This window comes from Pseudomonas sp. SDT291_1_S447, assembly GCF_054070155.1.
The window spans coordinates 156,483-173,543 of the sequence record NZ_JBSVXS010000001.1; the positions used below are offsets into that span (position 1 = coordinate 156,483).

15 protein-coding genes and 1 pseudogene are annotated in these 17,061 nt (G+C 56.9%); 9 read left to right on the top strand and 7 right to left on the bottom strand.

All coding sequences use genetic code 11. The features are described from left to right. Position 1 precedes the first annotated feature (1 nt). The 3 genes and pseudogenes from ACW9IR_RS00700 to ACW9IR_RS00710 all read left to right on the top strand — a co-directional run. Positions 2-814, top strand: a pseudogene (locus ACW9IR_RS00700) (alpha/beta hydrolase family protein); the annotation flags it as partial. Positions 815-999: 185 nt separating this feature from the next. Further along, entirely contained in the window at positions 1,000-2,349 is a 1,350-nt protein-coding gene (locus ACW9IR_RS00705) for an amidohydrolase family protein (RefSeq protein WP_457461150.1), read from the top strand. An 11-nt stretch (positions 2,350-2,360) separates the two neighbouring features. Next, a complete protein-coding gene (locus ACW9IR_RS00710; RefSeq protein WP_457461152.1) occupies positions 2,361-2,807 on the top strand; it encodes a GlcG/HbpS family heme-binding protein in 447 nt (148 codons plus the stop codon). On the opposite strand, the gene ACW9IR_RS00715 is transcribed toward ACW9IR_RS00710, so the two are convergent. Next, positions 2,792-3,727, bottom strand: coding sequence for a LysR family transcriptional regulator (locus tag ACW9IR_RS00715; RefSeq protein WP_457461154.1), 936 nt, complete (start codon positions 3,725-3,727; stop codon positions 2,792-2,794). The genes ACW9IR_RS00710 and ACW9IR_RS00715 overlap by 16 nt on opposite strands. A 351-nt stretch (positions 3,728-4,078) precedes the next feature. Between ACW9IR_RS00715 and ACW9IR_RS00720 the strand changes: the two genes are divergently transcribed. After that, complete coding sequence (locus tag ACW9IR_RS00720; protein WP_457461156.1) at positions 4,079-4,507, top strand: hypothetical protein; 429 nt, start codon at positions 4,079-4,081, stop codon at positions 4,505-4,507. 914 nt (positions 4,508-5,421) lie between these two features. Here ACW9IR_RS00720 and ACW9IR_RS00725 read toward each other — a convergent pair. The 6 genes from ACW9IR_RS00725 to ACW9IR_RS00750 form a co-directional block, all read right to left on the bottom strand. Continuing rightward, positions 5,422-6,234 (bottom strand): hypothetical protein, encoded by an 813-nt coding sequence (locus ACW9IR_RS00725; RefSeq protein ID WP_457461157.1) that lies wholly within the window; start codon positions 6,232-6,234, stop codon positions 5,422-5,424. Positions 6,235-6,544: 310 nt separating this feature from the next. Then, positions 6,545-6,934, bottom strand: a complete 390-nt coding sequence (locus tag ACW9IR_RS00730; protein ID WP_457461159.1) for a hypothetical protein — start codon at positions 6,932-6,934, stop codon at positions 6,545-6,547. 205 nt (positions 6,935-7,139) lie between these two features. After that, the gene (locus ACW9IR_RS00735) at positions 7,140-7,871 is read right to left on the bottom strand and encodes a hypothetical protein (protein WP_457461161.1); all 732 of its coding nucleotides are present in this window, start codon (positions 7,869-7,871) and stop codon (positions 7,140-7,142) included. A 278-nt stretch (positions 7,872-8,149) separates the two neighbouring features. Continuing rightward, positions 8,150-8,554 (bottom strand): acyl-CoA thioesterase, encoded by a 405-nt coding sequence (locus ACW9IR_RS00740; RefSeq protein ID WP_457461250.1) that lies wholly within the window; start codon positions 8,552-8,554, stop codon positions 8,150-8,152. Positions 8,555-8,679: 125 nt separating this feature from the next. Continuing rightward, positions 8,680-9,429: a hydroxypyruvate isomerase family protein gene (locus ACW9IR_RS00745; protein ID WP_457461163.1), complete on the bottom strand. Its 750-nt coding sequence runs from the start codon at positions 9,427-9,429 to the stop codon at positions 8,680-8,682. 92 nt (positions 9,430-9,521) lie between these two features. Continuing rightward, the gene (locus tag ACW9IR_RS00750) at positions 9,522-11,087 is read right to left on the bottom strand and encodes a carbohydrate porin (RefSeq protein WP_457461165.1); all 1,566 of its coding nucleotides are present in this window, start codon (positions 11,085-11,087) and stop codon (positions 9,522-9,524) included. 165 nt (positions 11,088-11,252) lie between these two features. Here ACW9IR_RS00750 and ACW9IR_RS00755 point away from each other — a divergent pair, with 165 nt between their 5' ends. Genes ACW9IR_RS00755 through ACW9IR_RS00775 form a run of 5 tightly spaced genes read left to right on the top strand, consistent with a single transcriptional unit; the run spans position 11,253 to position 17,019 of the window. Beyond that, positions 11,253-12,527 carry an ABC transporter substrate-binding protein gene (locus ACW9IR_RS00755; RefSeq protein WP_457461167.1) on the top strand — a complete coding sequence of 425 codons (1,275 nt, stop codon included), beginning with the start codon at positions 11,253-11,255 and terminating at the stop codon, positions 12,525-12,527. 21 nt (positions 12,528-12,548) lie between these two features. Then, entirely contained in the window at positions 12,549-13,511 is a 963-nt protein-coding gene (locus ACW9IR_RS00760; RefSeq protein WP_077572821.1) for a carbohydrate ABC transporter permease, read from the top strand. Then, positions 13,508-14,350 (top strand): carbohydrate ABC transporter permease, encoded by an 843-nt coding sequence (locus tag ACW9IR_RS00765; RefSeq protein WP_016986707.1) that lies wholly within the window; start codon positions 13,508-13,510, stop codon positions 14,348-14,350. The genes ACW9IR_RS00760 and ACW9IR_RS00765 overlap by 4 nt, the downstream gene beginning before the upstream one ends. A 27-nt stretch (positions 14,351-14,377) precedes the next feature. After that, positions 14,378-15,523 carry an ABC transporter ATP-binding protein gene (locus tag ACW9IR_RS00770; RefSeq protein ID WP_457461170.1) on the top strand — a complete coding sequence of 382 codons (1,146 nt, stop codon included), beginning with the start codon at positions 14,378-14,380 and terminating at the stop codon, positions 15,521-15,523. A 26-nt stretch (positions 15,524-15,549) separates the two neighbouring features. Then, a complete protein-coding gene (locus tag ACW9IR_RS00775; RefSeq protein ID WP_457461172.1) occupies positions 15,550-17,019 on the top strand; it encodes a glycoside hydrolase family 32 protein in 1,470 nt (489 codons plus the stop codon). Positions 17,020-17,061 lie beyond the last annotated feature (42 nt).

Sequence of the window (17,061 nt, forward strand, 5' to 3'; positions counted from 1 at the left end):
AGGCATCGAACTGTCGCGTGAAAACTGTGAACGGGTGGAAATCCCTTACGAGGGCAAACATCTTTCCGGCTTGCTCGTGCGCGCCGAAGGCGTCGAGGGTCCGGCGCCGATACTGGTGCAGGTCAACGGTCTGGACTCGACCAAAGAAATGAAATACCGCGTGGGTCTGCCTGCGTGGCTGGCGAAACGCGGCATCTCTTCGCTGATCATCGACCAGCCCGGCACCGGCGAAGCGCTGCGCCTGCATGGCCTGACCGCACGATTCGACAGTGAACACTGGGCCAGTCGCGTGGTGGACTGGCTGGAAACCCGAAGCGATGTTGACGCTGCACGCATTGGACTCGAAGGCGTCTCGTTGGGCGGTTATTACTGCCCGCGCGCGGTTGCGTTCGAACCACGCTTCGCCTGCGGCGTAGTCTGGGGCGCCAACCATGACTGGCGTGATGTGCAAAAGCGTCGACTGGAAAAAGAAGGCAGCTTCCCGGTGCCGCACTACTGGGCGCATGTCTGCTGGGTGTGGGGCGCCAAGGACGTCGAAGAGTTCATGACCATCGCCGAAAACGTCCACCTCGATGGCGTGCTCGATCGGATCAAGGTGCCGTTCCTGGTGACCCATGGTGAGCAGGATTCGCAGATTCCGTTGAAATGGGCGCATCGCACCTACGAACAACTGGTCAACAGTCCAAAATGCGAACTGAAAATCTTCACCGAACGTGAAGGCGGCGTGCAGCATTCGAGCTTCGACAACAGCATCAATGCCGGGCAATACATTGCCGACTGGGTTGCTGAAACCCTCGGCGGTCGCACCGCTTGATCTACTGAAAGATACGCACAAAAAAACGCCGGACAATCCCACGATTGTCCGGCGTTTTCGTTGGTGGCTTCTGCCCGGCGCAGCTATTGACGCGATCAATGCGCAGCCATCGATGCAATCTGCTGGTCGTCCCCTCGCCTGCTCTCTAGCCTCTCTTTGCATAACAATCACATAGCGAAGACGCCATGACTGCCCTGCACCTGAAATGCCAGACCCTGTTCGACGGCACCGGACTGCAAACCCGCCAACAACAGACATTGATCGTCGAAAGCGGCCTGCTCAGTTACGTCGGCGCTACTGCGTTGGCACCCGCTCCCCAGCCAGGCGATACACTGGTGGATGCGGGGGATAATTTCGTCATGCCGGGGCTGGTGGACGTGCACACGCATCTGGCCTTCGGCAACGCGCAGAGCGAAGAGGACATTGATCTGTGGACCAGCGACGAATTTCGCGCGTTGCGCGGGATGTTCTTCGCGCAACACGTACTGGCCGCCGGCGTCACCAGCATGGTCTGCCCCGGCGACAGCGGCCAGCTCAGTATCGCCGTGCGCAATGCGGTGACCGCTGGTTTATTTGAAGGTCCGAGGATCGCGGCCAGCAGCCGCGTCATCACCAATCGCCAGAGTCTGAATGACTGGTTCCCGAGTCGGGTGGGCGCCCCGGAATACTTCACCGCGCAGTTGGTCACCAGCCGTAGCGACGCCCTCGCGGAGATCCGCAAGCAGGCCAAGGATGGCGTTGATCTGATCAAGATTGCCATGGACGGCACGCACCGCCGCCCCAACGGCGAAATCATTGCGGCCTTCACTGCCGACGAAACCTTCGAAATGGTCGAGGAAGCGCATCGTCTGGGCTGCAAAGTCGCCACGCATGCCTACGGTCGCGAAGCCGTGATGTACGCGGCGCGTGCAGGCGTTGATCTGGTTTTCCATGCCTTTTACATGGACGACGCGTGCATCGAAGCTTTGCTCGAGGCCGGCAGCATCCTAGCCCCGACCATGACGTTCCCGCAGAACACCGTGGACTTCTGCCAGCCCCATGATCCGGCTATCAGCACCGGTTATGCCGGTTATTGTGCTCGCACATTGGAGGTCGGTTCGGCGGTACTCAAACGCGCCAAAGCGGCCGGCGTACCGTTCGCCTGCGGCAGTGATAGCGGGTTCGCGGTGACGCCTTACGGCGAGTGGCACGCTCGTGAACTGGAGTTATTTGTCACTCGGCTTGGATTCACCCCGGCCGAAGCCTTATATGCCGCGACCGCTGTCGGCGCGCGCTGCATGCCGCGCGGTGAAACCCTCGGCACCCTGCAAGTGGGCAAGCAGGCAGACTTCCTCGTACTCGACGGTTCACCACTGGACGACATCCGCCTCCTTCAGGATCGTTCGCGCCTGAAGGCCGTTTACAAGGCCGGCCAACCGGTACGCATGGATCGCAGCCCCTACAACCCCAAGCAGGTGTCCGACTTCAACTCACTGAAATGGACGGATCTTTACACCCGCGACCGCGTGGCCCAACTGGGCAAGTGGGCCGTATGAGGACAGAGGCCATGCAACGACTTGATTTACTGACTGCGACGACCATAGCCAGCGATGCCATCCGCATCGCTCGGGAAACCGGGATCAAACCGCTGGGCGTTGCCGTACTGGATGCCGCCGGCCATCCCTTGGCGGTTTTGCGCGACGAACACGCCACCTTCCTGCGCCCGCAAATCGCCATCGGCAAGGCACGCGGTTGCCTGGGCATGGGTTTTGGTGGGCGTGAACTGGCGCGGCGCGCGCAGGCAATGCCAGCGTTTTTCGATGCGATCAACAGTTTGACCGGCGGCGAGGTGATTCCCGTGGCGGGTGGTGTGCTGATCCGTAATGCCGAGGGCGTGGTGATCGGGGCTATCGGCATCAGTGGCGATACCTCGGACAACGACGAACGCTGCGCATTGCTGGCCATCGCCAAGGCCGGATTGGTCGCCGACAGCGGCGATCAGACAGAGGGTTGATCGAGCAACGCGGCCTGTTCCAGAAGCAGGCCGCGAAACCACTGCATGACCGGGTCATGTTCTTGATAGGGATGCCATTGCAAAACTTGAACGGCCTCGGGAAAAGCCACCGGCGCCGGGTGGACGCGCAACGGATAACGCTGGGCGAAGCGTTGCGCCTGTCGTTGAAACACCGTGGCAATGCGTGCGGTACCGACAATGAATTGCGGCATAAGCACAAAGCTTTCAACGGTCACGGCCACTTGCCGCTCTATTCCGAGTTCATGCAGGTGCATGGCGTCCATCGCCAGATTGTGTCCGTCGGCAAACTCGCGCACCACATGCGCCGCGGCGCGATAGTCGGCCAGGCTCAATTGCTCGGCAAACTGGAGCTGTTGGGCGCAGACGATACAACAGAGCTGGTCCGTCATGAGCGGCACATGGGGATAGGCCGGATTCAACCGTCGCTGCGGCACGATCACGCAATCACTGCGCCGATAATCCAGCGCTTCGCTGACGACATCGCCGTCGCGCGGCACAGGCATATCGCGAAGGCTCAAGCGAATACCCGGAGCGATACGCGCTAATACACGGCTTACCGCTGGGAGCAGCACATCGGCGACGTAATCGGAGGCCACCAGAGTGATGTGTCGGTCGCAGTTCGCCGGGTCAAAACTTAGTGGCGCGTCGACGACTTCCCGTGTCAGTGCCAATGCAGCACGTACTTTTGGCAGCAACTCCAGACCCAACGCGGTGGGTTCCAGGCGGCGCCCGACTTGTACCAGTAACGGGTCGTTGAAATGTTCACGCAAGCGGCCCAGTGCCGAACTGGCAGCTGACTGCCCCAGGCACAGACGCTCGGCCGCCCTGCTGACGCTGCATTCGCTCAGTAAAGCGTCCAGCGCAACCAAGAGATTAAGGTCGAGGCGTCGATATCGCATGTCGGTTCCGCTGAAGGTGATGGTGACGTCTTCGCCCCCGGTTTATGGGCAGGATCAAAAACGAATCATGACCTTAGCGAGCTGTGTACCCATGCGCCAATCGCGTGCGTCGTTGGGAGGTATCGCTAACGAAGATACCAAGCGCCAATGCGCGCTATAGCAGGTAAGCAAAAGCCCTGCGACCACTTTTGATCGAGAGCAACTCATAGGTTGCTCGAAAATCGATGCTCGTGGATGACGGTAATCGGCCAAAAGCTGACCGTCAGCATACTCCCCTCAAAGAACTCCTGATCTATAGTCACTGAAGAGTCCATAGGGCGCGGTAAAATTCAACTCGCAGGGAGCGTATGAATGACTCGTTTGCAAACACTCAAGTTGATTCAGATAGCCATTGCCCTTCCAGCCTATACCGTACCTTCAAGCACTACATTCGTCTTCACTCTTTGGTTCACCATCACCTCGACGATCAACCTGTTCACCTCACAATCCTTTTCAGGTTGGGGGGTGATCATGTTGTGGCTTCTGCTGTCGCTGTTCTCGCAATGGGCATGCTGGAGCATTTTTTCCGACTCGCTGGAGGACAGCCCCTCTGTGCAACACCTGCCACTACTTGTACTTGGGGTATTGTTAACACTGATTTTAGGTTTGAGTGCCTGGGTCCTTTTTCACATAGGCCTAATCTGGCTTATGTGCGGTACACAAGGCATTGCAGCCGCTGTGCTTTTGACGATCAGTTGTGTGAGAAAAAGACGTCAAACTGGCGACATGCTCAGTGAATGAGTTCATCAGGGTGTCGGCCGTTTGCTGAGAGTGGAGGCGTAAAGCAGATGTTCTCTATCAGCCCATGCAACCGTTCGGGTGCGGCAGCGTCCGGTCAAAACACGCCACTCCCGAGCGGCTGCTTTTGGCCGTTTGCTGCCTGTCGAGATGGGCTGCAAACGACCCATAGCAGACACCGATCCAAGGTGCTGTAGTCAGTACCCGCCGCATTGCCGGCAAGCCAACTCCCACTGGAATATGAACAGCATTCAGGCTTGCGCTGTACCTGTGGGATAAGCGTCCGGCCAACTCACCTTGCCTAAGTAAGGCTGGTTTCCACTAATGCGGAAGCAGTTGCTCAATCTCAGTGGTCCGTCGCATCGGCTGGGGAGACGTCTGGACATAGCAACGACCTCCCCTGCGCTGACTGCTCGGCTATCCACCCCTGACATTAAAAGTGTCGAATGTAAAAGTGTTTCGATAAGCCTATCTTGTGATCTAATACACGAATTCTCTAAAATTGCTTATAAAAACATGCGTAAAGGAGTCGAATCGAAGTCGGTCAGCGCGATTGTCCGGCAAGCCCTTGAGGCTATTGGTTATAAAGCAAATTGAACTATCTATTCACTCTTCATATGTGAGTATTAAAATTCTTTGTCGCTGGCTCTATTGCTCGTTACGGCAACGGCGTTGGCATGGCAGTTTCCTCGCCGACTCATACACATTGTTAGCCTTCAGGAAACTTTGCCAGTCTGAGTTGCTGAACTACTACCTTGGTCTGAGTGAATCATCACTTCTTGCTTTGGTTTACGCATCCTTGCCAACTCCGCCATGGTACCGATAAGCGGCCATACAAGCTCAAGCCACGTCATGCACGTTTGGCCAACCGCTCAGAATTGTCTCAGCACTTGACCTGTTGTTACAAGCCAACTTAATCAGTGTAAACGCTGGGTAAATATTTGATGTTCCATTTGTTCCGCTTCGCTCGCATAGTACATGCGGCTGGCTGGAGTCAGCGCAGTAGCTGTCAGAAATTTTTTGAATGCCTCATCAGCAATCGATAACTTTCCCTTATATTCGCGCAAGACGTTTCGTTCACTCTCATCACTCATGAAGGTTACGCGCTCAGCAGAGCCGGCAGCCTGATTCAGCACCCTGCGGTCAGCATCGTCGCTGCTTTCGAATTTTCTTTTCGATGAGTGCAGCCCCACAACGAACCGATCACCAACGGCCAAGCGCTTTATGCCCGCATAGACGATAAATACACATGCGGACTGGCACGAAGCAGTGAAACGCGCACCTCCTACCTGTGGTTTTTCATCAGTGAGCAATGTATCAGCCACGCACGTATTCAACTGGTTGGTTTTGATAAAGCCAGCAATTTGCGCAGCCGTTTCATGATTGCCGCCTCCTGAGTTAAGGCAGAGGGTATTAACCTCTGGGTGAAGTTTCATCAAAGTTATTATTTGACGCAGGAAAGGCTTGTAACTACCTTCTTTTACGTCCCCTTGAAAGTTGAAAGAATCAATACAAACGCTAAGATCTTGCGTGCAGGCTCGCCCATATGCCAGATCGACGTCATCATTCGCATGCACATATCGGTATAGTTCCTTGGCTGGTTCCAGGATCTGGTCCTTCAGTTTTGGCATGAACAATAGTGCAGGCAGCACAAAAAAAACTATCGAAGCGCCGTAAATAGTAATACACCCTACTGACACGAGTGAACGGAACGCCCACTTATTCGTCATGAAATTTCTCCACTTCATATTTATCAACATCTATAGCATCGGCATTTCATCTATCGGCAGCGATGACAGAAACTTTATCTTCGCGATTAAATATAATGTCAAAAGGCAGTCACAGAACTCCTACACCATGCCGTAGCTCTTATTAGGGTCTGTATGAAAAATCTTGAGGCGAAGGTCAAGCGCCCAGCTCATGCAGCGTCAAAGACGAAATCGACTCCGACACAAAAGAAAAGGGGACTGATTTATTTCTCAGAAAATAAATCAGTCCCCTTTGTTTTCTAAAAAAGTATGGAGCCTAGTATGAATACAGTCATGATGATTTCTTTTTAAGCACAAGCTTACCGTTTTCGTATGAAATCTCTTCATAGTCCTTAAACAAGGCAATTATGAGTGCTAGTCCAATCGACGCAGCTGCAATAATGGCGGCGATTTCAAGCCCGGTCAGCGCGGCAACCGGGGCTGCTGCGAGAAATGAGAGGCCTCCGGTCATTGGCGTGGCAGCAAGCGCTGCCGCCAAAGCTGCGACGGTGATAGAACCAGCCAAAGCAATCTTCTTTCCACGCTTGACCTTGTCGGCGAGCTCTCCCTGAACAACAATCTGCTCCACGCCCGACTTTCTAGCTTTAGCCAGTTCGTCCTTTGTTCTAACAGTCACGACGCTCATATATTTCCTTATGCAGCCGGTATAGATCCTGAGCATTGCATGAAGCTCCAGGGTTCAGTTGATGATGGCATCTTGCCCGCCGAGCAGCAATACAACTGTGCAATCGGCTATTCAGGCATGCATGATTGAACGCACACGTGCGTCGCTAAGACGGGCGGCGCGCAGGTCACACTTCAGCTACTAGTCCCCTTTTCTGGTTGGTCCCCTTTTCTTTCCTTTTCTGTTGAAGCGAACGCGTGACCTACGCCAATGCAGCTCTGTCGAGCGCAGACATCCATTCCATCCGCTTCGCAATAAGCTCAAGCCTATCCGAATCCGAAAGATATTGTCCTGGTGTGGGCAAGGCAGAAGCTGTGGCCTCGCACCAGCGTAAATATAGAGCGCTGGTACTATCAAAATCTGCTACTTGCGCCTTGCGCGTTAATGCCCGCTCGATCTGTTCAGCGATAATGGGATTGACTTTGGAATAAGCAAACTGCGATGACGGGTGATTAGCCACCGCCACAGGCACACCACCCGCTAACGCGGTAACTCGATCACCGTTGCGCTTGCTGAAGCAGACAATCAGCTCTGGTGCCAATACCTCCAAGACTTCAGTAAAAGGCTGCTTACCTTTCTCCCAAGCTGCGCTCGACGGTGCTTTGCGGATACTGGGTATAAACTCTTGGATGAAGTTGTAGTAGGCAATGCAATGCCAAAACTCACTCCTATCTACTTTGGAAAAGTGCTTCCTAGCATTCAGGATCGAAGCCATTATTTTGGTGAAATGCGCATGTTTCCGAAGCTTAGCTGTGGCTTGAGGGTGTTTCTGGCCTAAAGCCAGGGCCTTCAATACCTCGGGTGTGACTGTCGGGCGTTCATGTTCCTTGGCCCCATAGTGAGATTCGCAGACCATGAGAATGCGTAGACCGTGAATGCCACGCTCGTAGTGTGGACCGACCCATGGTGCAAAACGGACCGTACTTTTGCTCATTGCCATCCTTAGCTTGTTTGCTTAGGCCAACACTTTTGGCCCAACCGCAATCACACCATTATTTTTCAACACAAGCGAACGGGATTTGAATTCAACGGGGTTTTAAACGCTGTTCAATCGACCTCACTTTTATAGCCATCCTGAATGGCAGCTTCTGGCCGATTGCTGCCGGTCACCAACGCTGCAATCGCCCCATAGCTCCCGGTGAGGAACGGTAGATTTTGGCCACAACCGGACACTCGACAGCCCCCAAACGTTTGTTGAGTCCGTCTGATCATCTACGAAAGAAGCGCTCGCAACGGAGCTGGAATGGGTACAACTTCTTTACTTTCCGGTGAGACACAAACGTGTGTGACATTCGCGGTAAATGCCAGCACGCCTTCGTCTATAACCCCCCCAACCAAAAAAGTAAAAGAGTGCTCGCCCAACCTGGCCACGCTGACTTTAATAGTCAATTCGTCATCCCACGTCACCGGAGACAGCAACTCGATCGACATCGCACGAACCGGCGGCAATATATTAAAACTCATCACCGCTCTAAGCCCCGGCCCCCCTACCCATCTGTCGAGTGCTACACCAATGGCCTCTACAGCAAAATATGAGAATCGCGGGGTGTAAACCACCCCTGCCGGATCACAATCTCCGAACAAAATAGTTCGACTTACAAAAACCGCATCAGGCATAAATCCCCTACTCGCCAGCGTCAGTCCGATATCGACGAGTTCTTCTCGCTCGGCCATCAAGGGCTTCTGCCTTTGATGGCGGCAATTATCCCTACATCAGCGACTCAAAGATTTTCGTCTAGAACCTAAACACTTAGCTGTTTGATCCACTCAAGACTCGCAACAGTAGATCCAGAAGGACGGTATTCACACCCGATCCATCCTGCGTAGCCGCGCTGCTCCAGCGCCGCGAACAACGCTGCAAAGTCGAGACTCCCCGTTCCCGGCTCGTGACGACCCGGGCAATCGGCAATTTGCACATGGACGGTTCTGTCATAAAACCGCGCCAGCACATCGGCTGCGTCTCCGGTCAAAAGCTGGGCATGGTAAAGATCAAGAATCAGACCGACACTCGGAAAGGTTTCCAGTACCTGTTGCGCCTTGCTGAAGTCGGACATGTAATAGCCCGGCATCGCCTCCGCGCTGATCACTTCGATAAGCGGCCGCAGCCCCTGGTCTTCCATGTACTTGACCGCATATTCCAGGTTGCCCGCGTAGGTTCGCTCAGCGTCATTCTGCGTGGTAACGCCCGACATGATGTGGACATCCACACACGCCAGCGCCTTTGCGTAGCGGGCGGCCTGGAGCAACCCGTCACGAAACTCCTCGCCCCTGCCCTGTAACGCGGCGATGCCTTTGGTCACGCCAGCCGGGGCGGCGAACTGAATCAACGGCAAACTGTATTGGGCTAGGTGGTCGGCAAGCAGACTGGCGTCGAATTCATACGGCGACGGGAACTCCACTGCCCGGAAACCGGCGGCTGCGGCGGCTTCGATGCGCTGCAGAAAAGGCAATTCATTGAACTGGAAACCGAGATGAGCATTGAACTTGAGCATTGGTAATTATCCATCCTGGGAAGAAACGACATCATTAGCCTGGAGCATCCCTCGCCGCTCCAGCACTGCACTATGGCAAGTGCGTTCAACGATTAAAACCAGGTTTCCATCTGGATGCCGTATTGCCACACCCCTCCCGCCTGGAAGTCGGACATGCCAAAGGAGTCGTTAGTACTGAACCTGTCCAGATCCGAAGACCAGTTCATGTAGCTGGCGAACACTCGCAACTCCGGACGCGAGAGTAGATCGCCGACGTCGAGTTTGAATGTCGGGGCGACCGTGAATTTCCAGAAGTTACCATCGACCGCATTACGTTGTAGATAGCCCTTGGGGTCGAGGTTCATGGTTTGCCAGCTCATTTCGTAGGCCATTTCGAAGTTGCTGTTGATTGTGTTGGCCAAGCGCACGTTCAGGGTCAGCCAGCGGTAGTCGTCACCTTTGACGTATCGATCCTTGCTCTGTTCGGCCAGCACGCTGGGCCCGATGCGCCAGTCAGAGGTCAGCGGGGTCTCACCGTAGAGCGCCAGACGCAGCGCGCGGGCGTCGTCGATCAACTCACCGTCCGAGCCAACGTTCTTGACCTCGGCCCCCAGACCTTGCCCATAGAGCAGCGCCGTTTTGAAGAAGCCTTCCCTGCCGAAAAAGGTCTTCTGGTGATTGGCCAGCATGCTGTGCAAACCGCTATCCGCAGGCGTCAAACCGGCTTTATTGGTGCGGGTGCCGAAATCGTTTTTCTTGGCGCCGATGGCGTTGTACATCCACTGCCACTGGCCATCCTCAAAGAACTGGTTGGAGGTCAGGATGTAGCTTTCCACATCGGCATTAATCCCGCCTTGACTGAAATCCCCGTAGCTACGCCCAATCAACGAGTAATTGGAGCGCCAATGCTTGTTCATCTGCACATCGTAAATTCCACCGCCGGTGCCGGCGAGGTAAACGACGTCGGCGTCCAGCCAGTGGATATCGAAATTATCTCTATCGAAGCGCTTGCCCGCCCACAACGTCGCGTTTTCGAAGACTGAATTGCCTTTGAATGCAGCGACATGGTCGAGCGTGGCGAATACCTGGCGCACGTTGAGGTTGCTTTCGTCGGCCGTCCAGTCATTGGAGCTTTCCAGGCCGTCGGCGATGGAAACCGTGAATTTGGAACGAGTGCCGTTTTGCGCATAGAGCTCTTTCGAAAGGTCGATACGCATGTAGGTGTCGTCCTCGTTGCCGAGTCGCCCGACTGCACCACCCACCGAGCCGGCCGGCGTTGTGTAAGGGCCGCCACGGCCACCACCCATCCCTTCGTCTACCAGCAATCCGGAGCGCGCATAGCCGTTGAAGCTGAACCCATCGGTGAGGTGTCCGGAATTGCCCTCCTTCTCCAGGCTTTGCTGACGAGCTTCGAGTTTTGCCAGTCGGGTGTCCAGAGCAGGCGCCGAAATGGCTGTTGCGTTAGACGCGACTGACTGTGAGGGCGGTGTCGCGAATTTGATCTGCTGCAATTCCCGGGCAAGCGCCTGGGTCTGCTGTTCCGCCGTGGCCGCACGCTTTTCCGCTGCGCTGGCACGGGCTTCAAGCGCGGCCATGCGCTCTTCCAGCGTCGCGGCCTGAGAAGCCGCCGCCGATGTGCCGAGCACGCCGACCAGTAGCCAGCTTGATCCTTTCTGCATGTTGATTCCCTGTTTTGTTTTTATTTTTGGTTGCCGCAGTTGCCTTTTTTGCGTGAGTCGCGAGTTGTCACAAACGACAAAAAAAGGATGCCTCCTCGCAAATACGCTGCTACATTTGGCGATGTTAACGTTAACTTTTCTAAAAACAAAAATAAAGAACGCTCGATGAAACACCTGAAATCGCTCCTGCCCGTTGCACTGATCACCCTGTCTGCCGCACTGCCATCCGTGTCGAACGCAACCGATCTGACGATCTCCTGCGGTGCGGTGGGTGCGGAATTGCAGCTGTGCAAAGAGGCCGTCGAGACATGGTCGAAACAGACTGGCAACAACGTCGAAGTGGTCTCCACGCCTAACTCGGCAACCGAGAGGTTGTCGTTCTACCAGCAGATCCTCAGTGCGCAGTCCGCCGACATCGACATCATTCAAATCGATATGGTCTGGCCGGGGATGCTGGCCAAACACTTGATGGATCTGCGTGAGGTGCTTCCCGCCAACGCGACCCAAGGCTACTTCCAGGCCCAGGTCGATAACGCCACGGTCAACGGGCGGCTGGTGACGATGCCGTGGTTCACCGACTCGGGGCTGCTGTATTACCGCAAAGACTTGCTTGAGAAATACACCAAGCAGGTTCCTCAAACGTGGGAGGAAATGACCGCTACCGCCAGGGCTGTGCAACAGGCCGAGCGCGACGCCGGCAACGCCAATCTCTGGGGTTATATCTTTCAGGGACGTGCCTACGAGGGGCTGACGTGTAATGCGCTGGAGTGGATCAGCAGCCAGCCGCAAGGCGGACTGATCAATCAACGCGGCGACATCGTAGTCAACAGCCAGGCCTCAAGAGCGGCGTTGACCCTGGCGAAAAGCTGGGTCGGCGACATCTCCCCGCGTGGCGTGCTCAATTACACCGAGGAAGAAGGACGTGGCGTATTCCAGTCGGGCAATGCGCTGTTCATGCGTAACTGGCCTTATGTCTGGGCCCTGGTGCAAAGCCAGGACAGCGCCGTAAAAGACCAGGTCGGCGTCGCTCCCCTGCCCCGCGGCGGCGAGACCGGCGAGCATGCTTCCACCCTCGGTGGCTGGGGCCTGGCGGTCTCGCGTTACAGCGCTCATCCCCAACTTGCCGCCGAACTGGTGAGCTACCTGAGCAATGCCCAAGAGCAAAAACGTCGAGCGCTGAAAGGCGGCTATAACCCGGTGATCGAGTCGCTGTATCAAGATCCCGAGTTGCTCGCGGCCATGCCTTATTACGCTCAGCTGCACAGCATTCTCAACGCTGGGGTCATGCGCCCCGCCGCTATCACTGCCGATCGCTATCCACGGGTCTCCAATGCGTTCTTCGATCGGGTGCATGGCGTGCTGGCGGGCGAGTTGCCCGTCGATCAGGCACTCGCCGAACTGGAAAGCGAACTCACGCGCATCAAACGCCGGAACTGGTAAGCCACAAGGAAGGAAATCACCATGTCTGTCTCTACGACCCATGCCCCCTTTGACGAGCTTCTGCTCACGAGGGAAACGCCTGTACAACGTCGCCGGGTGCGCGCTGCCTGGCTGTTTCTGACGCCAATGCTGGTCTGCCTGGCCCTGGTGGCAGCCTGGCCGCTGCTGCGCACATTCTGGTTCAGCCTGACCGACGCCAGCCTGGCGGACACCGGTGGCGCAACCTTCATTGGCCTGAGCAATTATCTGTTGTTCAGCGATGCCGGCTGGTCGGGCATCCTCGTCGATCCACAATGGTGGAATGCGGTGCGCAACACGTTGTATTTCACGGTGGTCTCGGTGGGACTGGAGGTCGTGCTGGGACTGTTGGTGGCGTTGCTGCTGAACATCAAGTTCACCGGCCGTTCTCTGGTGCGAGCGTTGATTCTGATTCCGTGGGCGATTCCGACGATTGTCTCGGCGAAGATCTGGTCATGGATGCTTAACGACCAGTTCGGCATCATCAATCACCTGATGCTCAGCCTCGGCCTGATTGACGCCCCCCTGGCCTGGACGGCGGATGCCGACCTGTCGATGTGGGCGGTGATCATCGTTGACGTCTGGAAAACCGTACCCTTCGTCACCCTGCTGATGCTGGCGGCCTTGCAGATGTTGCCGAGCGATTGCTACGAAGCGGCCCGGGTCGATGGCATTCATCCGCTGAACGTGTTCTGGCGTGTCACGCTGCCACTGTTGATGCCTGCACTGCTGGTGGCGGCGATCTTCCGCATCCTCGATTCCCTGCGGGTATTCGACGTCATCTATGTGCTGACCTCGAACTCGTCGAGCACCATGAGCATGTCGGTGTATGCCCGCCAGCACTTGGTGGAGTTCCAGGATGTCGGTTACGGCAGCGCGGCGTCGACGCTGTTGTTTCTCGTGGTCGCGGTGATCGCCATGCTTTATCTCTACCTCGGACGCCGTCAACTGGAGGTCCGCGCATGAGCCCGCGCCTGCTGAAAAAAGCGCTGTTGCGCCTCGGCTTCTGGTGCCTGATCGGGGTTTTGCTGCTGTATGCGGTTTTCCCGTTCTACTACGCCATCGTGACGTCGCTGAAGCCCTCCAGCGCCTTGTTCGAGGTGAGTTACTGGATCGAACATCCCGACTTCTCCAATTACGCGGCGGTCCTCCACCAGGCCTCATTCCTGCGAGCGATCGGTAATTCGCTGGTGGTTGCGCTGTGCGTGGTCACCCTGGCGCTGTTCCTCAGCCTGACCGCAGCCTATGCCTTGGGCCGGGTGAAATTCCGTGGGCGTGGCACGGTGTTGATGATGGTGCTTGGCGTGTCGATGTTTCCCCAGGTCGCGGTGCTGTCGGGGCTGTTCGAGGTGATCCGCGCCTTGGGTCTGTACAACACGTCGTGGGCGTTGATCCTCAGCTACACGATTTTCACCCTGCCCTTCACCGTCTGGGTGCTGACCACGTTCATGGGGCAACTCCCCCATGAACTGGAGGAAGCGGCAATCATGGATGGTGCGTCGCCCTGGGTGACGCTGACCCGCGTGTTGTTGCCGCTACTCTGGCCCGCACTGGTCACCACAGGCTTGTTGGCCTTCATCGCCGCGTGGAACGAGTTTCTGTTTGCCCTGACTTTTACCCTCACCGACAGCCAACGCACGGTGCCGGTCGCCATCGCGTTGATTTCCGGCGGCAGCCCCCATGAGTTGCCTTGGGGCTTGTTGATGGCTGCCTCGGTGCTGGTCACCGTCCCACTGGTGATTCTGGTGCTGATCTTCCAGCGCCGAATCGTTTCCGGTCTCACTGCCGGCGCGTTAAAGGGTTGATGCCCAACAAAGACAAGGAACAGCATCGTGATCAAATTGAAACTGGACAACGTGAACAAACAATTGGGCGGCGCGCGGATTCTTCGCGACATCAACCTGGAGATTGCGGCGGGTGAATTCGTCGTGTTCGTCGGCCCTTCGGGCTGCGGAAAGTCGACACTGCTGCGACTGATCGCCGGGCTCGACTCGATCTGTGCCGGCGACCTGCTGATCGACGGGCGCCGGGTCAACGACCTCGAACCGCGCGAACGTGGCGTCGGCATGGTGTTTCAGTCTTATGCGCTGTACCCGCACATGAGCGTCTACGACAACATCAGTTTCGGTCTCAAACTGGCCAAAACTGAAAAGAGCAGCCTGCGCGAGCGGGTACTGAAAACTGCGCAAATCCTGCAATTGGACAAACTGCTGCAACGCAAACCGAAAGAACTGTCGGGGGGGCAGCGTCAGCGTGTGGCCATGGGCAGGGCCATGGCGCGGGAGCCGGACATTCTGTTGTTCGATGAGCCGCTGTCCAACCTGGATGCCTCCTTGCGGGTGCAGATGCGCAACGAAATCGCCCGACTGCATGCCCGATTGCGCTCAACCATGATCTACGTCACCCACGACCAGGTGGAAGCGATGACCCTGGCCGACAAAATTGTCGTGCTCAATGGCGGTCATATTGAGCAGGTCGGCTCACCGCGCGAACTCTATGAGCGCCCGGCCAGCCGCTTTGTCGCCGGTTTTCTCGGTTCGCCGAAAATGAATTTCCTGCCGGCACGCCTGCATGCACCGGGCGAAACTAGCCTGGTCGATACTCCGGTTTTGGCGATGACCGCCCTGCCCTTCGACAGCTCGAACCTGGCGGCGGACGCCTCGCTGAGCCTGGGCGTTCGCCCGGAACACTTGTCGCTCAAAGCGGCGGCGGGAACCGCTGGCGTCGTCGTGACCGGGGTCGAATACCTCGGCAGTGAAACCTATGTGCACCTCGATACCGGGCAGGACGAGCCATTGATCTGCCGCTGTGAAGTCAACGCCGGATGGCAGACAGGCGATCGGGTCGAGCTGCAACTGGACATCGACAAGATCCACCTGTTCGACACCGACGGCACGGCGTTGAAGCGCCACCCGCACGCCTTTGAATCCGTGCCGAATGACCTCTCTCTGCGCTCAATCCGAGCACACGCCCTATGACCTTTTTGAATACCCAGAGCGATCCCATGTCTTCGACCCTTGACCTTGCGCAGCGCGCCCTGGCTGACAACCAGTCTCGCGTCATCGAGGATTATCGACCCGGTTATCATATCGCCCCGCCGGCAGGCTGGATGAACGACCCGAACGGGGTCGTGTACTTCCGTGGCGAGTATCACGTTTTCTATCAGCATCACCCCTTCGACGCGAAATGGGGCCCGATGTATTGGGGCCATGCCAAGAGTGCCGATCTGGTTCATTGGCAGCACCTGCCCATTGCGCTGGCCCCCGGCGATGACTGCGACCGCGACGGCTGTTTTTCCGGTAGCGCCGTGGTCTGTGGCGATACCCTGGCCCTGATCTACACCGGGCACACCTGGCTGGACGAAGTGGGTGATGAACGCTTGATCCGACAGGTCCAGTGCCTGGCAACCAGCAACGACGGCATCCGCTTCATCAAGCATGGCGCCGTCATCGACAGCGCGCCGCAAGACGCCATCATGCATTTCCGCGATCCCAAGGTCTGGCAGGAAGATGGCTGTTGGTACCTGATCGCCGGGGCACGTCTGGGTGACAGGCCACTGCTGCCGTTGTACCGCTCCACGGATCTGCACGTCTGGGAATTCCTCGATTATGTGTCCGCCGGCAGCGAGGGCGATGGCTATATGTGGGAATGCCCGGACCTGTTTCGCCTGAATGGACGCGATGTGCTGCTGTACTCACCACAAGGCATGCAAGCCGACGGTTACGACCGGCTCAACAAGTACCAGACCGGTTATCGAGTGGGCCAGCTCGACAACAAGTGGCACTTCACGGGCGGGCCTTTTATCGAGCTGGATAACGGCCACGATTTTTATGCGGCGCAGACGCTGTTGGCCGCCGATGGTCGGCGCCTCCTATGGGCATGGCTGGACATGTGGGAAAGCCCGATGCCGAGCCAGGCCCATCACTGGTGCGGCATGCTCGGATTACCCCGCGAACTGGAACTGTGCGCCGATCGTCTTTGCGTGTATCCGGCACGGGAGCTCAGCGCGCTGCGAATGACGCAATTGCCGGGGACGCCGTGGTGGGAAGCGTCGGGAACCCGCTGGGTGCCGGAGTTAAACGGCGACATGCTCGAAATCCATGTGCATCTGGATCTGCTCGGCTGCACTGACGGCCACTTGGGAGTCGCCTTGCGCTGCAGCGACGATGGCCGTGAAGAAACCCTGCTCTATTACGATGCGTCACTGCAGCGCCTGGTGCTTGATCGCAGCCGCTCGGGTGCGCAAGTCACCGGCCAGCGCAGCGTCTCGATAGACCCGACACAAGAGCGACTTGAGCTACGCGTGTTCCTCGATCGCTCATCCATCGAGGTGTTCGACGAAAACGGCCGTTTCAGCCTCAGCAGTCGCCTCTATCCGCGCTCCGACAGTCTGGGCGTGAAGCTGGTGGCAAGCGGGAATGGCGGGCGCGTCGCGATTGCCAAGGCATGGCCGCTCGGTTCTGCATGGTCATGAGCGGCGTCATTCGGGTCGCGAGAAGCCCGGGCCCTGTGTCAT

Coding starts and splice junctions, on each gene's coding strand:
- ACW9IR_RS00705 (WP_457461150.1), top strand. CDS start 1,000: ATGACTGCCCTGCACCTGAAATGCCAGACCCTGTTCGACGGCACCGGA.
- ACW9IR_RS00725 (WP_457461157.1), bottom strand. CDS start 6,234: ATGACGAATAAGTGGGCGTTCCGTTCACTCGTGTCAGTAGGGTGTATT.
- ACW9IR_RS00730 (WP_457461159.1), bottom strand. CDS start 6,934: ATGCTCAGGATCTATACCGGCTGCATAAGGAAATATATGAGCGTCGTG.
- ACW9IR_RS00775 (WP_457461172.1), top strand. CDS start 15,550: ATGTCTTCGACCCTTGACCTTGCGCAGCGCGCCCTGGCTGACAACCAG.
- ACW9IR_RS00765 (WP_016986707.1), top strand. CDS start 13,508: ATGAGCCCGCGCCTGCTGAAAAAAGCGCTGTTGCGCCTCGGCTTCTGG.
- ACW9IR_RS00750 (WP_457461165.1), bottom strand. CDS start 11,087: ATGCAGAAAGGATCAAGCTGGCTACTGGTCGGCGTGCTCGGCACATCG.
- ACW9IR_RS00720 (WP_457461156.1), top strand. CDS start 4,079: ATGACTCGTTTGCAAACACTCAAGTTGATTCAGATAGCCATTGCCCTT.
- ACW9IR_RS00740 (WP_457461250.1), bottom strand. CDS start 8,554: ATGCCTGATGCGGTTTTTGTAAGTCGAACTATTTTGTTCGGAGATTGT.
- ACW9IR_RS00760 (WP_077572821.1), top strand. CDS start 12,549: ATGTCTGTCTCTACGACCCATGCCCCCTTTGACGAGCTTCTGCTCACG.
- ACW9IR_RS00745 (WP_457461163.1), bottom strand. CDS start 9,429: ATGCTCAAGTTCAATGCTCATCTCGGTTTCCAGTTCAATGAATTGCCT.
- ACW9IR_RS00715 (WP_457461154.1), bottom strand. CDS start 3,727: ATGCGATATCGACGCCTCGACCTTAATCTCTTGGTTGCGCTGGACGCT.
- ACW9IR_RS00755 (WP_457461167.1), top strand. CDS start 11,253: ATGAAACACCTGAAATCGCTCCTGCCCGTTGCACTGATCACCCTGTCT.
- ACW9IR_RS00710 (WP_457461152.1), top strand. CDS start 2,361: ATGCAACGACTTGATTTACTGACTGCGACGACCATAGCCAGCGATGCC.
- ACW9IR_RS00735 (WP_457461161.1), bottom strand. CDS start 7,871: ATGAGCAAAAGTACGGTCCGTTTTGCACCATGGGTCGGTCCACACTAC.